Annotated in this window: 17 protein-coding genes; 7 read left to right on the top strand and 10 right to left on the bottom strand. The window is 46.9% G+C overall.

The genetic code is table 11. The annotated features are described in order from the left end of the window. Nucleotides 1-38: 38 nt before the first annotated feature. Nucleotides 39-1,628 carry an apolipoprotein N-acyltransferase gene (gene lnt, locus IS446_RS07440; RefSeq protein WP_203059411.1) on the bottom strand — a complete coding sequence of 530 codons (1,590 nt, stop codon included), beginning with the start codon at nt 1,626-1,628 and terminating at the stop codon, nt 39-41. Between the two features lie 148 nt (nt 1,629-1,776). Between lnt and IS446_RS07435 the strand changes: the two genes are divergently transcribed. Further along, complete coding sequence (locus tag IS446_RS07435; RefSeq protein WP_203059409.1) at nt 1,777-2,532, top strand: CDP-alcohol phosphatidyltransferase family protein; 756 nt, start codon at nt 1,777-1,779, stop codon at nt 2,530-2,532. A 4-nt stretch (nt 2,533-2,536) separates the two neighbouring features. Here the strand turns inward: IS446_RS07435 and lptB are convergent, their stop codons facing one another. The 4 genes from lptB to IS446_RS07415 all read right to left on the bottom strand — a co-directional run bounded on the left by lptB (nt 2,537) and on the right by IS446_RS07415 (nt 5,510). Continuing rightward, nucleotides 2,537-3,277, bottom strand: coding sequence for an LPS export ABC transporter ATP-binding protein (lptB, locus tag IS446_RS07430; RefSeq protein WP_203059407.1), 741 nt, complete (start codon nt 3,275-3,277; stop codon nt 2,537-2,539). A gap of 87 nt (nt 3,278-3,364) precedes the next feature. Then, entirely contained in the window at nt 3,365-3,721 is a 357-nt protein-coding gene (locus IS446_RS07425) for a carboxymuconolactone decarboxylase family protein (protein ID WP_203059405.1), read from the bottom strand. Beyond that, nucleotides 3,721-4,545: a twin-arginine translocase subunit TatC gene (tatC, locus tag IS446_RS07420; protein ID WP_203059403.1), complete on the bottom strand. Its 825-nt coding sequence runs from the start codon at nt 4,543-4,545 to the stop codon at nt 3,721-3,723. The genes IS446_RS07425 and tatC overlap by 1 nt, the downstream gene beginning before the upstream one ends. Then, nucleotides 4,545-5,510, bottom strand: coding sequence for a KpsF/GutQ family sugar-phosphate isomerase (locus IS446_RS07415; RefSeq protein WP_203059401.1), 966 nt, complete (start codon nt 5,508-5,510; stop codon nt 4,545-4,547). The genes tatC and IS446_RS07415 overlap by 1 nt, the downstream gene beginning before the upstream one ends. A gap of 83 nt (nt 5,511-5,593) precedes the next feature. Here IS446_RS07415 and recQ point away from each other — a divergent pair, with 83 nt between their 5' ends. After that, entirely contained in the window at nt 5,594-7,789 is a 2,196-nt protein-coding gene (gene recQ, locus IS446_RS07410) for a DNA helicase RecQ (RefSeq protein WP_203059399.1), read from the top strand. A 51-nt stretch (nt 7,790-7,840) separates the two neighbouring features. Here recQ and IS446_RS07405 read toward each other — a convergent pair whose 3' ends face one another. The 3 genes from IS446_RS07405 to IS446_RS07395 all read right to left on the bottom strand — a co-directional run bounded on the left by IS446_RS07405 (nt 7,841) and on the right by IS446_RS07395 (nt 11,133). Next, a complete protein-coding gene (locus IS446_RS07405; RefSeq protein WP_235996441.1) occupies nt 7,841-8,959 on the bottom strand; it encodes a pyridoxal phosphate-dependent aminotransferase in 1,119 nt (372 codons plus the stop codon). Nucleotides 8,960-9,527: 568 nt separating this feature from the next. Next, complete coding sequence (locus tag IS446_RS07400) at nt 9,528-10,028, bottom strand: GNAT family N-acetyltransferase (RefSeq protein ID WP_203059397.1); 501 nt, start codon at nt 10,026-10,028, stop codon at nt 9,528-9,530. A gap of 46 nt (nt 10,029-10,074) precedes the next feature. After that, nucleotides 10,075-11,133 carry a S66 peptidase family protein gene (locus IS446_RS07395; protein ID WP_203059395.1) on the bottom strand — a complete coding sequence of 353 codons (1,059 nt, stop codon included), beginning with the start codon at nt 11,131-11,133 and terminating at the stop codon, nt 10,075-10,077. Between the two features lie 386 nt (nt 11,134-11,519). Between IS446_RS07395 and IS446_RS07390 the strand changes: the two genes are divergently transcribed. From IS446_RS07390 to IS446_RS07375, 4 genes are read left to right on the top strand one after another with little or no spacing between them, the layout of a single operon-like run. After that, nucleotides 11,520-12,875 (top strand): 2TM domain-containing protein, encoded by a 1,356-nt coding sequence (locus IS446_RS07390; RefSeq protein ID WP_203059393.1) that lies wholly within the window; start codon nt 11,520-11,522, stop codon nt 12,873-12,875. Beyond that, a complete protein-coding gene (locus IS446_RS07385) occupies nt 12,872-13,183 on the top strand; it encodes a 2TM domain-containing protein (RefSeq protein WP_203059391.1) in 312 nt (103 codons plus the stop codon). The genes IS446_RS07390 and IS446_RS07385 overlap by 4 nt, the downstream gene beginning before the upstream one ends. Nucleotides 13,184-13,195: 12 nt before the next feature. Then, nucleotides 13,196-13,498 carry a 2TM domain-containing protein gene (locus IS446_RS07380; RefSeq protein ID WP_203059389.1) on the top strand — a complete coding sequence of 101 codons (303 nt, stop codon included), beginning with the start codon at nt 13,196-13,198 and terminating at the stop codon, nt 13,496-13,498. A 46-nt stretch (nt 13,499-13,544) separates the two neighbouring features. Next, nucleotides 13,545-14,300 carry a LytR/AlgR family response regulator transcription factor gene (locus IS446_RS07375; RefSeq protein ID WP_203059387.1) on the top strand — a complete coding sequence of 252 codons (756 nt, stop codon included), beginning with the start codon at nt 13,545-13,547 and terminating at the stop codon, nt 14,298-14,300. 5 nt (nt 14,301-14,305) lie between these two features. Here IS446_RS07375 and IS446_RS07370 read toward each other — a convergent pair whose 3' ends face one another. Together IS446_RS07370 and IS446_RS07365 are read right to left on the bottom strand one after the other, a co-directional pair. Continuing rightward, on the bottom strand, nt 14,306-15,529 hold the full coding sequence (locus IS446_RS07370) for an LETM1-related biofilm-associated protein (RefSeq protein WP_203059386.1): 1,224 nt from the start codon (nt 15,527-15,529) through the stop codon (nt 14,306-14,308). 131 nt (nt 15,530-15,660) lie between these two features. Beyond that, nucleotides 15,661-16,209, bottom strand: a complete 549-nt coding sequence (locus IS446_RS07365; RefSeq protein ID WP_203059385.1) for a DUF2911 domain-containing protein — start codon at nt 16,207-16,209, stop codon at nt 15,661-15,663. Between the two features lie 268 nt (nt 16,210-16,477). Here IS446_RS07365 and asnB point away from each other — a divergent pair, with 268 nt between their 5' ends. Further along, entirely contained in the window at nt 16,478-18,148 is a 1,671-nt protein-coding gene (gene asnB, locus IS446_RS07360; RefSeq protein WP_203059384.1) for an asparagine synthase B, read from the top strand. Nucleotides 18,149-18,260 lie beyond the last annotated feature (112 nt).

Genomic DNA, 18,260 nt, shown 5'->3' with positions numbered 1-18,260 from the left:
TTTTTGCAAAAATAATTCAAAAGTCCCGGTAAACTCGCTTATTTCCCTTTTTTACGTCCGATGGCAAAAAGTACGATGAATCCGGACAGCAGGGAGGCTATTCGCGCAATGTAGTCGCCATAACGGGAATAGATGGTCGCCTGGTCGTTAATGGTAAGGGTACCTTTTAAGGTGCCTTTTTCTCCATACCCAAGGGTTTGTAGCAGTTCGCCTTTTTCACTGATAACGGCCGAGATCCCGGTGTTGGCGCTTCGGGCTATGCTCTTTCGATTTTCAATGGCGCGGAGGCGGGCATAGCTCAGGTGTTGTTGGTGTCCCTGGGTGTGGTCCCACCAGGCATCGTTGGTGATGATACACAGGAAATTGGCGCCTTTCTTGACGTAGTCGGTCACGAATTCTCCGTATACCGATTCATAGCAAATAATTGGGGCCGGACGCAGGTTACTGTTCGCAGAAGCGAAAACGCTTCGTTCTTCCTGGGTGGCTCTGGAGAGTACGGTTCCTCCCAGGTCGATCATGATATTTCCCAGGATAGGTTCCAGCACTTCTTTAAAGGGGAAATTTTCGACACCTACCACCAGTTTTGATTTGATATAGGTCTGGGTGTTTCCTTGGTTGTCGAGATTTAGCGCAGTATTATACACCTCGAACCAGTCTCCTCTAGGCGTTTTATTGGCCGAGGGAGAAGGTCTTTTCGGACCCTGATAGAGTTTGTACATATCGGCTCCTGTAATAAGCTGGAGGCTGTCGTAGCGCGACAGGAAACTTTCGAGGATATATTTTTCCCGGCTGAGGTTGAATCCGTCCATATTACTGGTGTTGGCCAGCATCGTTTCCGGGGCGATCACGTATCGCGTGGCCGCGCCAGTCACAGGTTCGGCCATGGCTACAAGAGATTCGGCAACCTTGTGGTTGGGGGCGTTGTATTTTTCGGTGTAGGGATCGGTATTGGGTTGTACGATCACTACTTCAGCCTTTTCCTTGCCTTCTTCATAGGTATTCCAAAGCACGAGGGAGATCACCACCGGGATGGCGATCTTCAGTACCTGTCGCCCAATGCCCAGGCTTAGCGTCTTTGGGTTTCCGGTTTCCCGGTATTTTAAAATGGCGTTATAGGTGCTTATGTTCACAAGCCATATCCAGAGGGCACCACCGAAAGATCCGGTGTATTCATACCACTGTATCCATGCTATCTGATCAGCGAAGACGTTCCCCAGGTTGAGCCATGGCCATGAGAAGTCCCAGTTGAGGTGGAACTTTTCAAAGGTCATCCAGATCGCCGGAAGAAAAACGAGATGGATCTTAGAGGGCAGTCTTTTGGCGACCCAGTGGTACAGGGAAAACACCAGGGTCATTAATAAGGTGTTTACCAACAGAGCGAAGATCATTCCGAAGGGGGTAGAATACCAGATCCACCAGGTGGTAATACTGTTCCAGATGAGAAAGGCGAGGTAGCTCAGGGCAAATACGCGAAGGCCCTTTCTGGGTTGGGCAGACAGGCGGATCTTGCGTTCCAGGAGCATGAGCGGGACAAATGCGAAGAAAATAAGCAGCGGCATGCCGTAGGTGGGCCATGCACCGGCCAGTAGCGCTCCGGAAAGAACCGCGAGTAGTAGTAGATTCCTCATAACTGTGGTTTGGAGTGCTAATATCAGCATTTTCTTCGAAGTTCTCCTGCTTGTCGGGATGTCCGGCCCTTGTTTGGGAGTCAAAAAGTGCTACGGTCGCAGAGAAATGCGCATTTAAAGTAGTATTTTTACTTAAAGTTTCACCTTCATGAAAAAGCACATTCCGAACCTGATCACCATGTTGAATCTGTTAAGTGGCTGTATTGCTGTGGTATTGGCGGTGCAGAACCATTTGCATCTTGCAGCATTCTTTGTCTTTCTCGGGATCTTCTTTGATTTTTTTGACGGATTGGCAGCGCGGGTGCTCAAGGTTCAGAGTGAATTGGGCTTGCAGTTAGATTCGCTGGCCGATGTGGTGACCAGCGGGGTAGTTCCAGGGATCGCCATGTACCAGATGCTGGCCATGTCTCAGGGCGGATTCGTTCTGGGCTGGGAGGGTACAGCAGCTTCGAAGGAGGTGGTATGGGTAGGAGAGGATATCGTGCCTTTAGCATTGGTCGGATTCCTCATTACCTTGTCTTCTGCCTATCGACTTGCGAAATTCAATATAGACGACGATCAGAAAACATCATTTAAGGGGTTGCCTACGCCGGCAAACGCCCTGTTCATTCTTTCCTTACCACTTATTCTTAAATATCAGGATAACCTGGTGATCAATAATTGGTTGATGAATCCGTGGGTATTGCTATTCATCACCTTGCTGAGTACCTATATGCTCAACGCTCCTGTGCGCTTGTTCGCATTGAAGTTCAAGAGTTGGGGGTTTAAAGGCAATGGGGTGCGGTATACCTTCCTGTTGCTTTCGCTGGTCATGGCGGCAACCATGAAATTCCTGGCCATTCCGCTCATCATTATTTCTTATGTGATCTTATCGGTGGTCGATACCCAGGTACTCAGAAAGTAAGGAATTAGAATTCCAGTTTCTTTCGGCGTAATTCGAAGTTTTGTCCCAGGTATACTTTACGTACCATCTCGTCTGCAGCAAGTTCTTCAGGTTCTCCGGCTTTAAGAATGCTACCTTCGAACATGAGGTATGAGCGCTCTGTGATAGCGAGGGTCTCCTGTACGTTGTGGTCGGTGATCAGGATCCCGATATTCTTATTCTTAAGCTGGGCAACGATACGCTGTATGTCTTCAACCGCAACCGGGTCTACCCCTGCGAAAGGTTCGTCAAGTAGAATGAACTTAGGGTCGGTCGCCAAGGCTCTCGCGATCTCTGTTCTTCTTCTTTCACCTCCTGATAACAGGTCGCCTCGGTTCTTGCGAATATGACCAATATTAAATTCGTCAAGAAGGGCTTCCACCTTCATTTCTTGCTCTTTCTTGGAGAGTTTGGTGAGCTGCAGTACGCTTCTGATGTTATCTTCCACGCTGAGCTTTCTGAATACCGATGCCTCCTGGGCCAGGTAGCCAATACCGTTTTGAGCTCGTTTGTACATGGGGAAGTCGGTGATCTCCATGTCGTCGAGAAATATCTTACCTCCGTTGGGTTTGATAAGTCCTACGATCATGTAGAAGGAAGTGGTTTTTCCCGCACCGTTTGGTCCCAGAAGTCCGACGATCTCTCCGCGGTTCACTTCGAGGGATATCCCTTTTACTACCTTTCGTCCTTTGTAGGACTTCATGATATTTTCTGCTCTTAACTTCACGGTATTTTGTTTTTTGCCTCCCGAAACGAATGTTCGGATCAGGTCAAATTTAACCAAATCCCCGGGATGGTCCCGGGGATTTAAGAATTAATTATCGTTGGTGGTGGCCTCCAGGGCGTCCCAATATTCGTAGGCTCTCCTAAGGTGAGGGATCATAATAGTACCTCCGATGAGGGTGGCTACCCCAAGGGCCTCTTCAACCTCTTTCCATGTAAGGCCTTCCTTATGACATGATTCCAGGTGATACTTTACACAGTCGTCACAGCGCAAAACTGCAGATGCTACCAATCCGAGGAGTTCCTTGGTTCTTTTGTCTAATGCTCCTGCGGTAAAGGCGTTGGTATCCAAATTAAAGATACGCTTGATGATCTTGTTATTATCGCCCAGGATACGATCGTTCATCTTTGAACGATAGCTGTTAAATTCTTCTACGGGATTTGACATTATTTTCTTTTTCTTAGTTTTTTAGCTTCTTTTTTTATCACGATCCTCGAAATATGGATGCTGATCTCGTACAGTACCAATACAGGGATCGATACTACGATCTGGCTGGCTACATCGGGCGGCGTAATAATGGCTGAAACGATGAGTACCAGAACAAGCGCGAACTTACGGTATTTTTTGAGGAATTCTGGAGTAACCAGTCCGATCTTGGTCAGGAAATAAATGATAATGGGAAGCTCAAAAATGAGTCCGCAGGCGATCACTGCAGCCCTGACAATAGCTATGTAAGAGGAGAGGTCGATGTCGTTGAATACCTCTTCACTTACCCGGTAGTTGGCGAGGAAGTTGATGGATAGCGGACTAACCACATAATAACCGAACAATACGCCTGAGAAGAAAAGCAGGGATGCGATAAAGATAAATCCTCTGGCATTTCTACGTTCGTTATCGTACAGTCCGGGGCTTATGAACTTCCACATCTCATAAAGGATGTAGGGGAAGGCAAGGATGAATCCGGCCCATATCGAGGTCCAGATGTGAGCAGAAAATTGTCCTGCCATTTGCCGACTCTGAATACGAAACTGAGGGCCTTCACAAAAGGCTTCGTTTAGGTTGAGCGATTGCGCGATATTACAGAAAAGACGATAGGTGGGGAAATCGGCCTTCTTAGGGCCAAAAAGTACCGTATCGAAAATAAAGTCTTTAGCTAAAAATGCTACTACGGCCACAATGACCACGGCCAGGGTCGACCGGATCAGGTGCCATCTGAGTTCTTCTAAATGATCGAGAAATGACATCTCTTGGGGGCTGGATTGTGCTGCCATTAAATAATGCCTTCTTTTATGAGGTCGTGTAGATGGATGACCCCTGCGTATTTACCATCCTGATGAACTAATAATTGGGAGATCTCCTTACTTTCCATGAGCTCCAGGGCGTCAACGGCCATCATGTCGGCTTCAACAGCCTTCGGATTGGCCGTCATGATATCTCCTGCCTTAAGTCCGTTGATGTCATGATGCTTTTTAAGCATGCGACGAATATCTCCGTCGGTGATGATCCCGACGATCTTATCGTTCTCAACCACTGCTGCCACACCGAGCATCTTTTCGGAGATCTCTACGATCACTTCGCGTATATCGGTGTCTTTGCTTACCTGGGGTTTCTGATTCACAGAAGAGATGTCTTCAACTCTCAGGTATAATTTTTTACCCAAGGCTCCTCCCGGATGGTATTTTGCAAAATCGTTGCTGCTGAAACCTTTGAGGTTGAGGAGGCAAATGGAAAGGGCATCCCCGATCACCAGCTGAGCTGTGGTGCTTGTAGTGGGAGCCAGGTTGTTCGGGCAGGCTTCTTTCTCAATGTAGGCATTGAGCACGTAATCGGCCTGTTGTCCCAAAAAGGACTCCTTGTTTGCTGTGATGGCTACCAGCTTGTTCGGACCGTTCTTGATCAACGGCACCAGGACCTTGATCTCCGGAGTGTTTCCGCTTTTGGAAATACAGATCACCACATCGTCTTCCTGAATGGTCCCCAGGTCACCGTGAATGGCGTCTGCGGCATGCATGAAGATCGCCGGTGTACCTGTAGAGTTCAGGGTGGCAACTATCTTTGTCGCTATAATGGCGCTTTTTCCGATACCGGTAATGATCACGCGCCCTTTGGAGCGATAGATCATTTCTACAGCACTGGCAAATTCTTCGTCAATGAAAGAAGCGAGTTCCTGAATGGCATGGGCCTCAGTTTCAATCGCCTCTCTGGCATCGGCTATGATAGCATTTTTGTCGATCAAGATTTTATTTTTTAAAAATTCAATAAGAAAAAGATTGCTTATCTTTAGTAGTGCAAATGTAAATAAAATAGTAAAACGGAAGGATGAGTACAGCTGAAATTGACTTGAGCGCGGCGCTGAAGAAGTATTTTGGATTTAGTCAGTTTAAAGGGCTCCAGGAGGAAGTTATCAGGAATATTGTAAACGAAAAGAACACATTTGTGATCATGCCCACCGGAGGTGGTAAATCGTTGTGTTATCAGTTGCCTGCCTTGGTGAAAGAAGGTACCGCGATCGTGATCTCCCCCCTGATCGCTTTAATGAAGAACCAGGTAGATGCTATTCGTGGCGTAACCGCCGAAGAGGGAGTAGCTCACGTGTTGAATTCTTCCCTCAATAAAAGTGAAGTTAAAAGAGTAAAAGACGATATAAGCAGCGGAGTGACCAAACTTCTTTATGTGGCACCCGAATCGCTTACTAAAGATGAGTACGTAGAATTTCTTAAAACAGTAAAGATCTCTTTCGTAGCTGTAGATGAAGCGCACTGTATCTCTGAATGGGGTCACGATTTCCGACCCGAATACCGAAACATCAAGACCATTATCAACCGCCTGGGCGACGATATTCCGATCATCGGACTCACAGCTACTGCAACCCCTAAGGTGCAGGAAGATATTCTTAAGAATTTGGCCATGAGCGATGCGGAAGTCTTTAAGGCTTCCTTTAACAGGCCTAACCTGTTCTATGAAGTACGGCCGAAGACCAAGAACGTCGACGCCGATATTATTCGCTTCGTAAAAACCATGGAAGGCAAGTCAGGAATTATCTATTGCCTGAGCCGGAAGCGGGTAGAAGAACTGGCGCAGACCCTTCAGGTGAATAAGATCAAGGCCGTTCCATACCATGCCGGTCTCGATGCTAAAACACGGGCTCGTCATCAGGATATGTTCCTGATGGAAGAGATCGATGTGGTGGTAGCCACGATCGCTTTCGGTATGGGGATCGATAAGCCTGATGTGCGTTTTGTGATACACCACGACATCCCTAAAAGTATAGAGAGTTATTACCAGGAAACAGGTCGTGCCGGCCGTGATGGCGGAGAAGGGCACTGCCTGGCCTTTTATTCCTATAAAGATATTGAGAAGCTCGAGAAGTTTATGAGCGGTAAGCCTGTGGCAGAACAGGAGATCGGTCATGCCTTGCTGCAGGATATGGTGGCCTATGCCGAAACGTCCATGTCCCGCCGTAAGTTCATTCTCCATTATTTCGGGGAAGAATTCGATGAGGTCAATGGGGAAGGTGCTTCCCTGGATGATAACGTGAGAAATCCTAAAAAGAAACACGAGGCCAAAGACGATGTGGTCAAGGTGCTGCGCGTGATCAAGGATACCAAAGAAAAGTACAAGGCTAAGGAGATCGTAAACACCCTGATCGGGAAGACCAATGCCCTGATAAAGTCTCACAAGACCAATGAGCGTCCTTTCTTTGGGGTCGGGCGTGAACATGATGATAAATACTGGATGGCGCTGATACGTCAAGTGTTGGTGAGCGGACTCATTCGCAAGGAGATCGAGCAATACGGGGTGCTGCATCTCACAGATGCAGGGAAGACATTCCTTAAAGCGCCGGAGTCGTTTATGATGACAGAGGATCATAGTTATGAGGACCTTGGTAACGAGGAGGTGGTCACGGCCAGTAAGGGTGGTGGCGCCGATGAGCAGCTTTTGAAGATGCTTAAAGACCTGAGGAAGTCGCAGGCGAAAAAGTTGGAAGTGCCGCCATTTGTGATCTTCCAGGATCCTTCTTTAGAAGATATGGCCTTAAAATATCCGGTAACACGAGATGAACTTATCAATATTCACGGAGTCGGTGAAGGGAAGGCGAAAAAATACGGAAAACCATTCCTTGAGCTTATCGAGAATTATGTGGAGACTAATAATATTCAGCGTCCGGACGACCTGGTCGTAAAATCTACCGGAGCAAATTCTGCACTTAAGCTCTACGTGATCCAAAATATTGATCGCAAATTACCGCTGGATGATATCGCTTCAGCAAAAGGTCTGGAAATGGATGACCTCCTGAAAGAAATGGAGCAGATCGTTTATATGGGTACCAAGCTCAATATTGACTATTGGATCGAGGATCATTTTGATGAAGATCAACAGGAGGAGTTACATGAGTATTTTCTGGAGGCTGAGAACGATAAGATCTCGGTGGCCATGGAGGAGTTCGATGGCGATTACGAAGAAGAGGAACTTCGATTGTTTCGAATTAAGTTCATTAGTGAAGTAGCAAATTAACCAACCCACTTTTATATTTTTAGAAAAGGGGAGGCTCCGGCCTCCCCTTTTTTATGTGTATACTTTTTTAAGGGCTTTGGTAAATGCCGTGACCTCTTCGGCTGTCCCCGTGCTTATCCGGCACCAGTCGGTAAAAGGGGGGAAGGGTCTGCCGATCTGTACTCCCTGTTCCAGCATGGCCCGGTGCAACTCGTGGATAGGTCTTCCGGAGTGGAAGAATACGAAGTTGGTTTGGGAAGGCAGGTATTCCAATTCCAGTTGGTCAAGGGTAGCGCAGATCATTTGCCTGGCCTCCTTGTTCTTTTTAAGGCTGAATTGGTAAAAAGCCTTGTCACTTAGTGCGGCCTTAGCGCCTTGTATGGCGGGAACATTGCTATAGGCCATCACCTTATCGCGGATCTTTTTTGCCAGCTTTTGGGTAGTCACCAGGTAGCCTATGCGCATACCGGCCATGCCGTATACCTTGGAAAATGTTCTGGATACGATCACCTGTTTACCCTCTTTAACCATTGCGACCAGGGAAGGGTACTCCGGGTCTTCGATAAAGTCATAATATGCTTCATCACTAAAAAGAATGGTTTTTTGGGCTATGGCTTCACTGTATTCGAGAAGCACATCTTTCGGGAGTAAGGTTGAGGTGGGGTTGTTGGGGTTGCACAAAAAAACAAGGCTGGTCTTATCTGTGATCGCGTTATTTATGGCGGGCATATCGTATTCCAGGGCATCGTTGAGCGGTACCCAGTTCACTTTGGATCCCCACTGACTCGCATAGGTCATCATGGCCAGGAAGGTTGGCTTTCCGGCAATGATCTCTCCGCCGTTAGCGGCAAAGGTAACCCCACAGGCTTTAAGGGCTTCGGTAGAACCTCCGGTGATAATGATCTGCTCCCTGGTTACTCCTTCTTTTGCCGCCAGCATTTCCGCCAGCTCGTCGGCATAGCGATAAGGATAGCGGCACGCGATGGAGAATGACTCCTGAACCGCATTGCGAACCGCTTCTGAGGGGCCGTAAGGATTTTCATTAGAGCTCAGTTTGATCACGTCTTCCAGCGGTCTTGGATGGAAGGTCGCGCGTTCTTTTGCGGTAAGGGCGTACAGGCCGTTAACGCCTCCTAATAGTGCCGCCCCTCCGCCCAGGGCAGTATTGCGGATCCAGTCTCTTCTGTTCATAATGTTCTTGATATTAGATGGTTGGTGAATTTAAAGATACGGTTTTTGGGCAATAGGGAATAGGGAATAGGTGCTCCTTCGCTAAAGCTTCGGAGGGTAAAAGGGTAAAAGGGTAAAAGGGTGAAGGGGTAAAGGGGTAAAGGGGTAGTCTAGTAGTCGTCTTTGCGAGGAGCGCAGCGACGTGGCAATCTCATGAAATTAGATAAAGGGGTGATAGGTAATACGTAAAGAGGGGTATTGTGGATTTTGAATTTTTCATACCTACGTAACTGCGTACCTGCGTAACCGGTACACGGAGTCAAGAATAAAGAGCAAAGAGTTAAGGCGGTTAGGTGTTACGAGTTAAGGGTTACGAGTTAGGGGTTTAAGTGAATAGTGGATTTTGGATTCCCTACCAGCATATCGCCTTTTACTTACATCACCGTGTCACCGCCTAACCGTATCATTGCATCTCTGCGTCACCGCGTCACTACATAGTCAGTTAACGGCGTCAATGTGACACAGTTCCCTTCAGCAATTTATCGCTTCAGCAATTCATCGCTTCAGCAATTTTAAAAATCTTCAGCGTCTAATTCGAGATCTGGTAGTACCGGTCAATACAGTCTTCCTTGTCGTTGTAGAATTCTTTGATAAACCGGAAGGTCGAATCGAGGATCTTTACAGAAGCCACATTGTTCTTATTCACGTAGGCCACGATCTTGCTCAGTTTCATGGTGTCAAAACCGTATCCCAGTAAGCCGTTGGTGATCTCCTTGCCGAATCCTTTTTTCCACTCTTCTTTCAAAAGGCGGAATCCGATCTCGTATTCGTCCTTTTCATTTTTCACCAGGGCGCAGGTGCCTATGAACCTATGGTCTTCGATACTCATGATGGCCCAAACCCAAAAGTCATTACCTCGCTTTTTGTAGAAGCTTATCACCCGTTCCAGATCGGCCTTGTTCTCTTCAAGGCTGTAGGTCTTACCTCCTACATAACGCATCACAGCATGGTCATTTTGCATGCGGTGGAATTCAGGGAGGTCTTCCCTGCTTAATTCACGTACGTATAGTCTCTTTGTGGTGAATAGCATGGCCTAAAGTTACTATAAATAAGCCTCTTTGGCTACTGCTTTTAAGTTATATAACGCTGTTTGTAAGTATTTTAACAGTTAGTTCGGAGGCGTTAAGCGTAACCGGTACACCGAGTGGGAGGGTGGCATTCTCGTCGATATGTCCAATGGGGAGTCCGTATGCGATAGGAATGTTCATGTCTCCGAATCGGTCGGTAAGTACTTCTTTCAGGGAGAAGGAGTCCGGATTTCGGGCCGTATTACAGCCGTTAAAGATGCCCAGAATCACCCCTTTGGCCTTATTAAAGGTTGCCGATTGTCTCAGCTGCGTGAGCATGCGATCAATGCGGTAGGGCTCTTCTTCGATCTCTTCAATAAAAACGATCTTATTGGTATAGTCGGGTTCAAATGGCGTTCCGGTCATGGCCGCAAGGAGGGAAAGATTTCCTCCGGCAAGAATTCCGGTGGATTCGCCTTCGCAAATGGTGTAGGGTGTGAATTCCGGTCCGTAGCTCTTCTCTTCCAGCTCATAAGGAAAAGGGCTCAGGGTCACTGTTTCCGTATTTCCGTCTATGATCTTTTGAAAGTGCTCCCGATTGAAATCCGTATCCAGGGTGGTGCCTACCGGTGCGTGAAAACATACGAGTCCGGTTTTTTCATGCATGGTGTTCAGTAGGGCCGTAATATCACTGAATCCGGCAAATACCTTGGGATTACTCTTTATAAGTTCCCAGTCGATATTAGGGAGTATTCTGGTGCATCCGTAGCCTCCGCGTACGCAAAGGATACCGTCAACATCAGGGTTGCGGAACATATGGTGCAGGTCTGCCAGTCGCTCTTCGTCGGTATTGCTCAGGTAGCCGTAATTGCCTTCAATGCGGGTAGTGTGATACACCTTGTAGCCCAGGTCTTCGATATACCCTATAGCCTCCTGGAGTTTTTCTGAAGAAACAGCATAGCCCGGGGCGATGAGTCCGAGCGTGGCTCCCGGGGTTAATCTTTTGGGTAGCACCAGTTCTTCAGTTGTTGTCTCAAGGGTAGGGGTCATGCCCATCAGGGTGCTTGCCGGTAAAAGAGATACTGCAGGTACAGCTATGCTTTTTTTGATGAAGTTTCTTCTTTCCATAAGGTTGTTCTGGTCTGTTTGGGAATAAATGTAACAGGAATATTTATAAAATCCTTCCTAAAAATCGGGGTAGTTGTCCCGGGGATTACAATTCATCCTTAAAAATCTACAATTGGGTAAGTCATCTTTCATGATATGTAAAAGGTGTGGCATCTTTGAGGTGTCGATCAAAAAGAACAGTTATGTTACGTATAATCTTTTACCTTGCAGTTGCGATGCTTGATCTTATCAGTGTCGATAAGGACAAGACCACTAAAGAACATGTCGCGAAGCAGGAGGTAGTGGTTGTTGAAACGGCACCTAGTACTGTTGGTAAAAGCGGCTGTTACCATGTGGGATCTCGCAAGCCATGAACCACGACCTAATGTAATCGAATAACCATGACCTTGAATCAATTCATAAAAGAGTTTGTCAAAGCCTTTCTTATAGGGGTGGCGGTCTTTTTGCTCGTGTTGGGTATCAACAGGATCTACAATGAAGACTTTACCCTGGTATTTAACCGGGAGTTGGGATTAGATTTTCTTCGCAACCAGGTGTTTTCCCTGCTTATTTATTTCGGGAACATGGTGGTTATTCGCTTTCTTCTGAAGCGTTATGGCGTGAATCTCTTTAAATTCAGACGTATGGCCCTGGCGGTCCTGTCGTCGGTTTTAGTTACCGTGCTTATGATCTTCCTGGCCAATGCGATCTTTAAGATCGGGGTCGATGGATACAGCCTGGAGGAGTTTCTTGCGCAAGAAAAGGTGGGGTATTACCGGTTTACCATCATACTTTCTTTAGTGATCACTTTAATGTTCTACCTCTTCTTTTACTACAAGCAAAAGAAAGAACGGCAGGTGGCACAACAGCAGGTGATCGCCGGAGCGGCTACAGCGCAGTTCGATGCCTTAAAGAATCAGTTGGATCCGCATTTTCTTTTCAACAGTTTAAATGTATTGAGCAGTTTGATCGAGGAAAATCCCGATGCGGCACAAAATTTCACCACCGGACTCTCAAAGATCTACAGGTATGTGCTGGAGCAAAAGAGCAAGGAGCTTGTATCTCTGGACGAGGAGCTCAGGTTTGCCCGAACCTATGTGCGCTTGCTTAAAATGCGTTTTGAAGAAGGGATACAATTCGAGATCCCTGAGGCAGCTTCAGATCCCGATTACAAGGTAGTGCCCTTGTCGCTTCAGCTATTGTTGGAGAATGCCGTAAAACACAATGCAGTAAGTGCGGCCGAGCCTCTGGTGATAAGAATTCGGGAAAACGACGGTTACCTCGAGGTAGTAAATAATTTACAACCAAAACAGGTTATAGGTAAGGGAAGTAGGGTTGGTCTGAAGAATATTGCAGATCGTTATGCCTTGCTTACCAAAAAGGAAATTTATAAGGATCAGTCCGGAGGGGTATTCAAAGTGAGCATCCCGCTCTTGACAAAAAAAGTATCAAATATGGAAGTGCAGGAAGAATATATCGAAAACCGCAAATACTTGCGGGCTAAAGAACGAGTAGAGAATCTAAAGGGTTTCTACTGGAATCTCGCCTCTTATGTAGTGGTGATCCCCTTTCTGGCATGGCTCAATTATCAAACCACCAGTTTTCCGTGGGTGCTTTTCCCTATGTTGGGTTGGGGCTTTGGGCTCGCCGCTCACGGCATGGAAGCCTTTGGGTATAATCCGATCTGGGGGAAACGCTGGGAAGAGAAAAAGATCCGCGAGATTATGGAACAGGAAAACAAGAATAAAAATATGTACTCATGAAAGACATGGATAAAGACAACCGATTATTGCGTGCCCAGGAACGGGTGCAGGAACTCAGGAAGTTCTACACGGGTATAGTTACCTATCTTTTCGTAGTGGGTATCCTGGCCGGACTAAACTATTACACCAATGAATTCAGGAACCCCTGGTTTCTATGGGTTGCCGGATTTTGGGGACTGGGGATCCTGTTCCAGGCGGCGAAACTTTTTGGGTTTAATCTCCTTTTCGGTAAGAAATGGGAAGAACGAAAGATTCAGGAATTCATGGAGGAGGAACGCCGTAATGGTGACCGCTCTACATGGGAATAAAACACAAGAACTATGGAAGTTAAAGAGCAATATGATCGCACGGCATATGAGCGTGCAAAGAAAAGGGTCGATGAACTCAAAGGGTTTTATTGGCACCTGGCGATCTATATCATTTTCAATAGCTTTAATTTTTTGAATTATTTTGTGGGGAAGGAAGCTTCCGATCACATGGAGCTTTGGATCGTGTTACTCATCTGTTTTGCCTGGGGTGTTGGATTGGCTTTACACGCCTGGCATGTGTTTGGAATGCATATTGTATTTGGAGCCGACTGGGAGGCGCGAAAAATAAAAGAATTTATGGATGAGGATGCCTGAACGAGGGTGCCTTCCCTGATGGATCAATCTAAAACTGTATTTACGAATGAAAGCGATCATTGTTGAAGACGAAGCCCCTGCGGCAAGACGGCTACAGCGTATGCTGGAAAGCAGCGATGTTACCGTGTTGTCCTGTCTGGCGTCGGTAAAGGAGGCCGTTCAGTATTTTTCTGAGCATGAGGCTCCGGATGTGATCTTTCTCGATATCCAACTATCAGACGGATTGTCGTTCGAGATCTTTGATCAGGTTGACCTTCCGAGTGCGATCATCTTCACTACGGCCTATGACGAATACGCATTGCAGGCGTTTAAGCTTAATAGCATAGATTACCTGCTAAAGCCTATTGATGTGGAGGAGCTCGAGCAGGCCTTGCATAAATACAGGAACTTTAAGCCTGAAGCCCAGCCCTTGCCGGTAGATCTTGAAGATATTAAAAGGCTGCTGGTACATCCCGAAGACCGTACCTATAAAAAGCGTTTCGTGACCAGGGTGGGGCAGCACCTAAAGCTTATTCCCGTGAATGAGATCGAGTGCCTCTACAGTGAGAACAAGGGTACCTATGCCTTTACCAATGAAGGGCGTAATTACTTGCTGGACCGCAGTCTCGATCAGCTACAGGAAGAATTGGATCCTGAAAAGTTCTTCAGGGTGAGTCGTAAGTTTTTCATCAATATCGATGCGGTTGCAGATATATTGAGTTATACCAATTCCCGACTCGAGGTAAAGCTACATCATTTTAAGGAAGGCGAGGTGATCGTGAGTCGCGAAAGGGTTCGGGACTTCAAGGACTGGTTGTCTTAATGGTCTTAGGGTTTGATCCCCGGGTCGGCATCTTCTTCAATGTAGTTATCGTTAAATGCCGATGGTAAAAGGCTCGGGATCATTTTCACAAATAAAGGGAGTAAGACTGCCCCTCCGGGCAGGGCGAAGATCGCCAGAGAAGGAATGGTCTTGAAGATATCCAGTAGTTGCGAACGCAAACGCTCCCGTTCTTCCGGGGTCAGGTCGCGCTGGGCCGACTGGCTGATCAAAAAAAGTAATTCCTTGCTTTCTCCCAATTCTTTTCTCAGGCGACGACTGTTTCTCAGGATTAGTTTTTTAACGGTAAACTGTGCGTTGTGGTACAAGGCGCGAAACGGATTGCTGTCTTTCAGGAAAGGGAGATGCTCTCTGTGCAGGGTGAAAAAATTCGTAGCGTGCTCTATAGAATAAGTTGCGATCTCTTCCGGGAGATGGAGTGTTTCTCTTAGCTCGTCGAGGGTTTCTTCCTGGATCACCCAGGTGCCCTGGTCTTCCAGTGCCGCCAGGCAGGCCAGGTCAAAAAAGTATTTGTTCTCCAGGGACCCTTCGTTGCGATCGATCAGGGTCATATAGCTGTCCATGCCTTTGTTTCTTTGTAAATGTGCCTGGCCGTATCGGGAAGATACTTCCAAAAGCTGGAGTAGCCGTTGGTCGTAATCTGACGGATTCGCCTTGGCATTGATCACGCGATAGCTGAGGTTCAGAATGATCTGTTCCAGCCGTTGCTCATTGGCTTTCAGGTTGCGTTCTCCTGCGAGATACTCGCTAAAATTGAGTACATCGGTAAATAGCATGGAGTTTGTGAGCATCTGGCTGAAATTCCTGGTGATCATATTGTCGTTGAGACTAATGCGCTGGTGAAGGAGGAATTCCAGTTGTGAGGATGCTTTTTTTCCAACCATGAGGCGGTCAAAGAACGAGAGTTGTTCGCTTTGCAACAGTTGGTAGAAGTCCAGCAGTTCTTCCAGAAAACTATTGAAATCGTTCGAAGCGTTTCGATGTCTGCTATAGGTTTGATGAAGGGCGCTCAGTAAATTGATCTTGGCCTTCTCTTCTTCTGATATCAGTAATGGCACCGGAATATGATCGATAGTTTTGATATTCACCCCGTAGATGAATCCCAGCGCGCGAAAATCCTGGTAGAATTTCATTTCGCTGTTGGGTGCCACGTTGCCGTGGATGTCTAACGATCCGAATTTTTCGATCCATCCCTGTGCTGAAGGGTTCATACTGATGAGGTTCGGTTAAAGGTTAAAAATACAACCTTCCTGAAAAAATAGCTATGTGTTGCCGGTAAAGTGCTGTAGAAAAAAGAAAGGCGCCACAAGGGCGCCTTTTAAGTTCGTAGGTGTTGATCGCATTATTCTACAACGGTAAATGGAACGGTTACGCGAACCTTACCCCATCCCATGTGCAGGTTAGCGCCATTTTCCTCAGGAGTAAAAGTCATAGATAGAGCGTCAAGCGACTTTTCGCCTTTTCCTGAAGGGACGTTGAAGCGAACAGCATCGTTTTCTTCATCATAACTATAAGCACCCCATACATCGATGTCCTTGTTCAGGATGATGGTCCACTCTTCTTTCCCCGGGATCGTGAAAAGGGTGTAGGTACCTGCAGGTACGGTCTGGTCACCCAGCATCATATCCTGGTAAAAGCGAATTTCGGTAGCCTCGTTGGCACCGGTTCTCCATACCTCGCCATAGCGAGCCAGGTCTACCCCAATTTGTCTGCCTTTTAATTGTGGTCTTGAATATACCACCTTCATCATCGGTGCAGCCCCTCTCGATGGACGATAATATGCGATGTCTGCGGGGCTCTTATCGAGTCCGCTGAATTCCTGAGCGCTAAGCTCTGTACTTATTCCTGTAAGTACTGTAAAGATAAATGCCGTTAATACGTGTTTGATCATGATGTTGGATAATTTTTATTTGAAGCTAAAACTACGAAAACGTTCTTTATTCCTTATTTATTGTGAAAAAATATCCCGGATGTTCATGCAATTACATCGTTTCTCTTACAGATCGTTGCGAATCCCGCGTATTTGCACGCCTCGAGGTTTCAGTTTGGGTTTATTACAATGTGTAATTTTTTAAATTGAAGCCAAAAACTATTTTAGTGTTTTAATTTGATATAATAAAAGTCATTTTTGGTTTGTATTTAAAATAAAAATCAACCTTATGTGTGGAATTGTATGTGCATTTGAATTAAAGCAACAGGCAGAAGTGTTAAGGCCACAGTTGTTGGATATGTCTAAAAAAGTTCGTCATCGCGGGCCCGACTGGAGTGGGGTTTACAGTAATGAAAAGGTGATCATGGTGCACGAGCGTTTGGCTATTGTGGATCCCGCCTCCGGGAAACAACCTTTGCTTAGCCGGGATGAAACAGTAGTTCTTGCAGTAAACGGGGAGATCTATAACCACCGTGAGTTGCGTAAGGAGTTTGAAGGCGAGTATGATTTCAGAACAGAATCCGACTGCGAGGTGATCCTGGCGCTTTACCAAAAGTACGGGGTCGATTTTGTCGATCGCCTCAACGGGATGTTTGCCTTTGCACTATACGACACACAAAAGGATATGTATGTAATATGCCGGGATCATATGGGGATCATTCCCTTGTATACCGGCCGCGATAAGCATGGCACCTTCTATGTGGCTTCAGAATTAAAGGCTCTGGAAGGGGTGTGCACTACCATAGAATTGTTTCCTCCGGGGCATTTTCTGACTTCGGAGAGCGGAACATTCGAGCGCTGGTACGATAGGGATTGGATGGACTACGAGGCGGTGAAGGAGAATCAAAGCAGTATCGATGAGTTGCGTGAAGCCCTTGAGGCTGCAGTGCACCGGCAGTTAATGAGTGATGTGCCTTATGGAGTGTTGCTTTCCGGCGGACTCGATTCTTCGGTGACTTCAGCCATCGCTAAAAAATATGCTTCCAAACGGGTGGAGAGCGACGATACCAGTGAAGCCTGGTGGCCTCGTTTGCATTCCTTTTCTGTTGGTCTGGAAGGTTCGCCTGATCTTAAAGCCGCCCGAAAGGTGGCGGATCATATCGGAACTGTGCACCACGAGATCGTATTCACGCTTCAGGAAGGGCTTGACGCGCTTAGGGATGTGATCTACCAGTTAGAAACCTATGATGTGACCACGGTGAGGGCTTCGACCCCGATGTATCTTATGGCGAGGGTTATTCGCTCCATGGGGATCAAAATGGTCCTGTCGGGCGAAGGGGCCGATGAGCTTTTCGGAGGGTATCTCTACTTTCACAAAGCGCCAACCGCAAAGGACTTTCACGAGGAGACTGTGAGAAAACTGGATAAACTGCATATGTACGATTGTCTTCGTGCCAATAAATCCCTCGCTTCCTGGGGAGTTGAGGGAAGGGTGCCTTTCCTGGATAAAGAGTTTATGGATGTGGCCATGCGCATGAATCCGCAGGATAAGATGATCAACGGGGAGCGTATGGAGAAATGGCTTATCAGAAAGGCTTTTGAAGATTACCTGCCGGAAAGCGTGGCCTGGAGGCAAAAGGAGCAGTTTTCTGATGGGGTGGGATATAGTTGGATCGATACCCTTAAAGCAGTGGTCGAAGAGCACGTTACCGATGAGCAAATGGCCAATGCAGCTTATCGTTTTCCGGTCCAGCCGCCTACGAGTAAGGAGGAGTATTTCTACAGGAGTGTTTTTGAGGAGCACTTTCCTTCTGATGCCGCTGCTCTCAGCGTCCCTTCAGTGCCTTCTGTTGCCTGTAGTACTCCCGTGGCCCTGGAGTGGGATGCGGCATTCAAAAACATGAACGATCCAAGCGGTAGAGCAGTGGCTTTCGTTCACGAAGAAGCATATGTAAAATGATTCGGCGTACTTAAAATAGAGTGATTAGTGAAGAAGGGGGCAAATGCTCCCTTTTTTTCACAATTAATGTTGATAACTTGACCCGTTAAAAGGGTATGTTACCCCTCGTTTT

It is taken from the genome of Robertkochia sediminum (genome assembly GCF_016786255.1).
GTDB lineage: Bacteria > Bacteroidota > Bacteroidia > Flavobacteriales > Flavobacteriaceae > Robertkochia > Robertkochia sediminum.
Note: the sequence above shows the minus strand (reverse complement) of the source record. Positions and strands in the feature narration are given on the sequence as shown.

Bases quoted from the DNA above. Each gene is read 5' to 3' on its own strand.
- recQ (WP_203059399.1), top strand. From the start codon at position 5,594: ATGAGTACAGCTGAAATTGACTTGAGCGCGGCGCTGAAGAAGTATTTT.
- IS446_RS07375 (WP_203059387.1), top strand. From the start codon at position 13,545: ATGAAAGCGATCATTGTTGAAGACGAAGCCCCTGCGGCAAGACGGCTA.
- lnt (WP_203059411.1), bottom strand. From the start codon at position 1,628: ATGAGGAATCTACTACTACTCGCGGTTCTTTCCGGAGCGCTACTGGCC.
- IS446_RS07400 (WP_203059397.1), bottom strand. From the start codon at position 10,028: ATGCTATTCACCACAAAGAGACTATACGTACGTGAATTAAGCAGGGAA.
- IS446_RS07385 (WP_203059391.1), top strand. From the start codon at position 12,872: ATGAAAGACATGGATAAAGACAACCGATTATTGCGTGCCCAGGAACGG.
- IS446_RS07425 (WP_203059405.1), bottom strand. From the start codon at position 3,721: ATGTCAAATCCCGTAGAAGAATTTAACAGCTATCGTTCAAAGATGAAC.
- asnB (WP_203059384.1), top strand. From the start codon at position 16,478: ATGTGTGGAATTGTATGTGCATTTGAATTAAAGCAACAGGCAGAAGTG.
- IS446_RS07435 (WP_203059409.1), top strand. From the start codon at position 1,777: ATGAAAAAGCACATTCCGAACCTGATCACCATGTTGAATCTGTTAAGT.
- IS446_RS07380 (WP_203059389.1), top strand. From the start codon at position 13,196: ATGGAAGTTAAAGAGCAATATGATCGCACGGCATATGAGCGTGCAAAG.
- IS446_RS07395 (WP_203059395.1), bottom strand. From the start codon at position 11,133: ATGGAAAGAAGAAACTTCATCAAAAAAAGCATAGCTGTACCTGCAGTA.
- IS446_RS07405 (WP_235996441.1), bottom strand. From the start codon at position 8,959: ATGAACAGAAGAGACTGGATCCGCAATACTGCCCTGGGCGGAGGGGCG.
- IS446_RS07370 (WP_203059386.1), bottom strand. From the start codon at position 15,529: ATGAACCCTTCAGCACAGGGATGGATCGAAAAATTCGGATCGTTAGAC.
- tatC (WP_203059403.1), bottom strand. From the start codon at position 4,545: ATGGCAGCACAATCCAGCCCCCAAGAGATGTCATTTCTCGATCATTTA.
- IS446_RS07365 (WP_203059385.1), bottom strand. From the start codon at position 16,209: ATGATCAAACACGTATTAACGGCATTTATCTTTACAGTACTTACAGGA.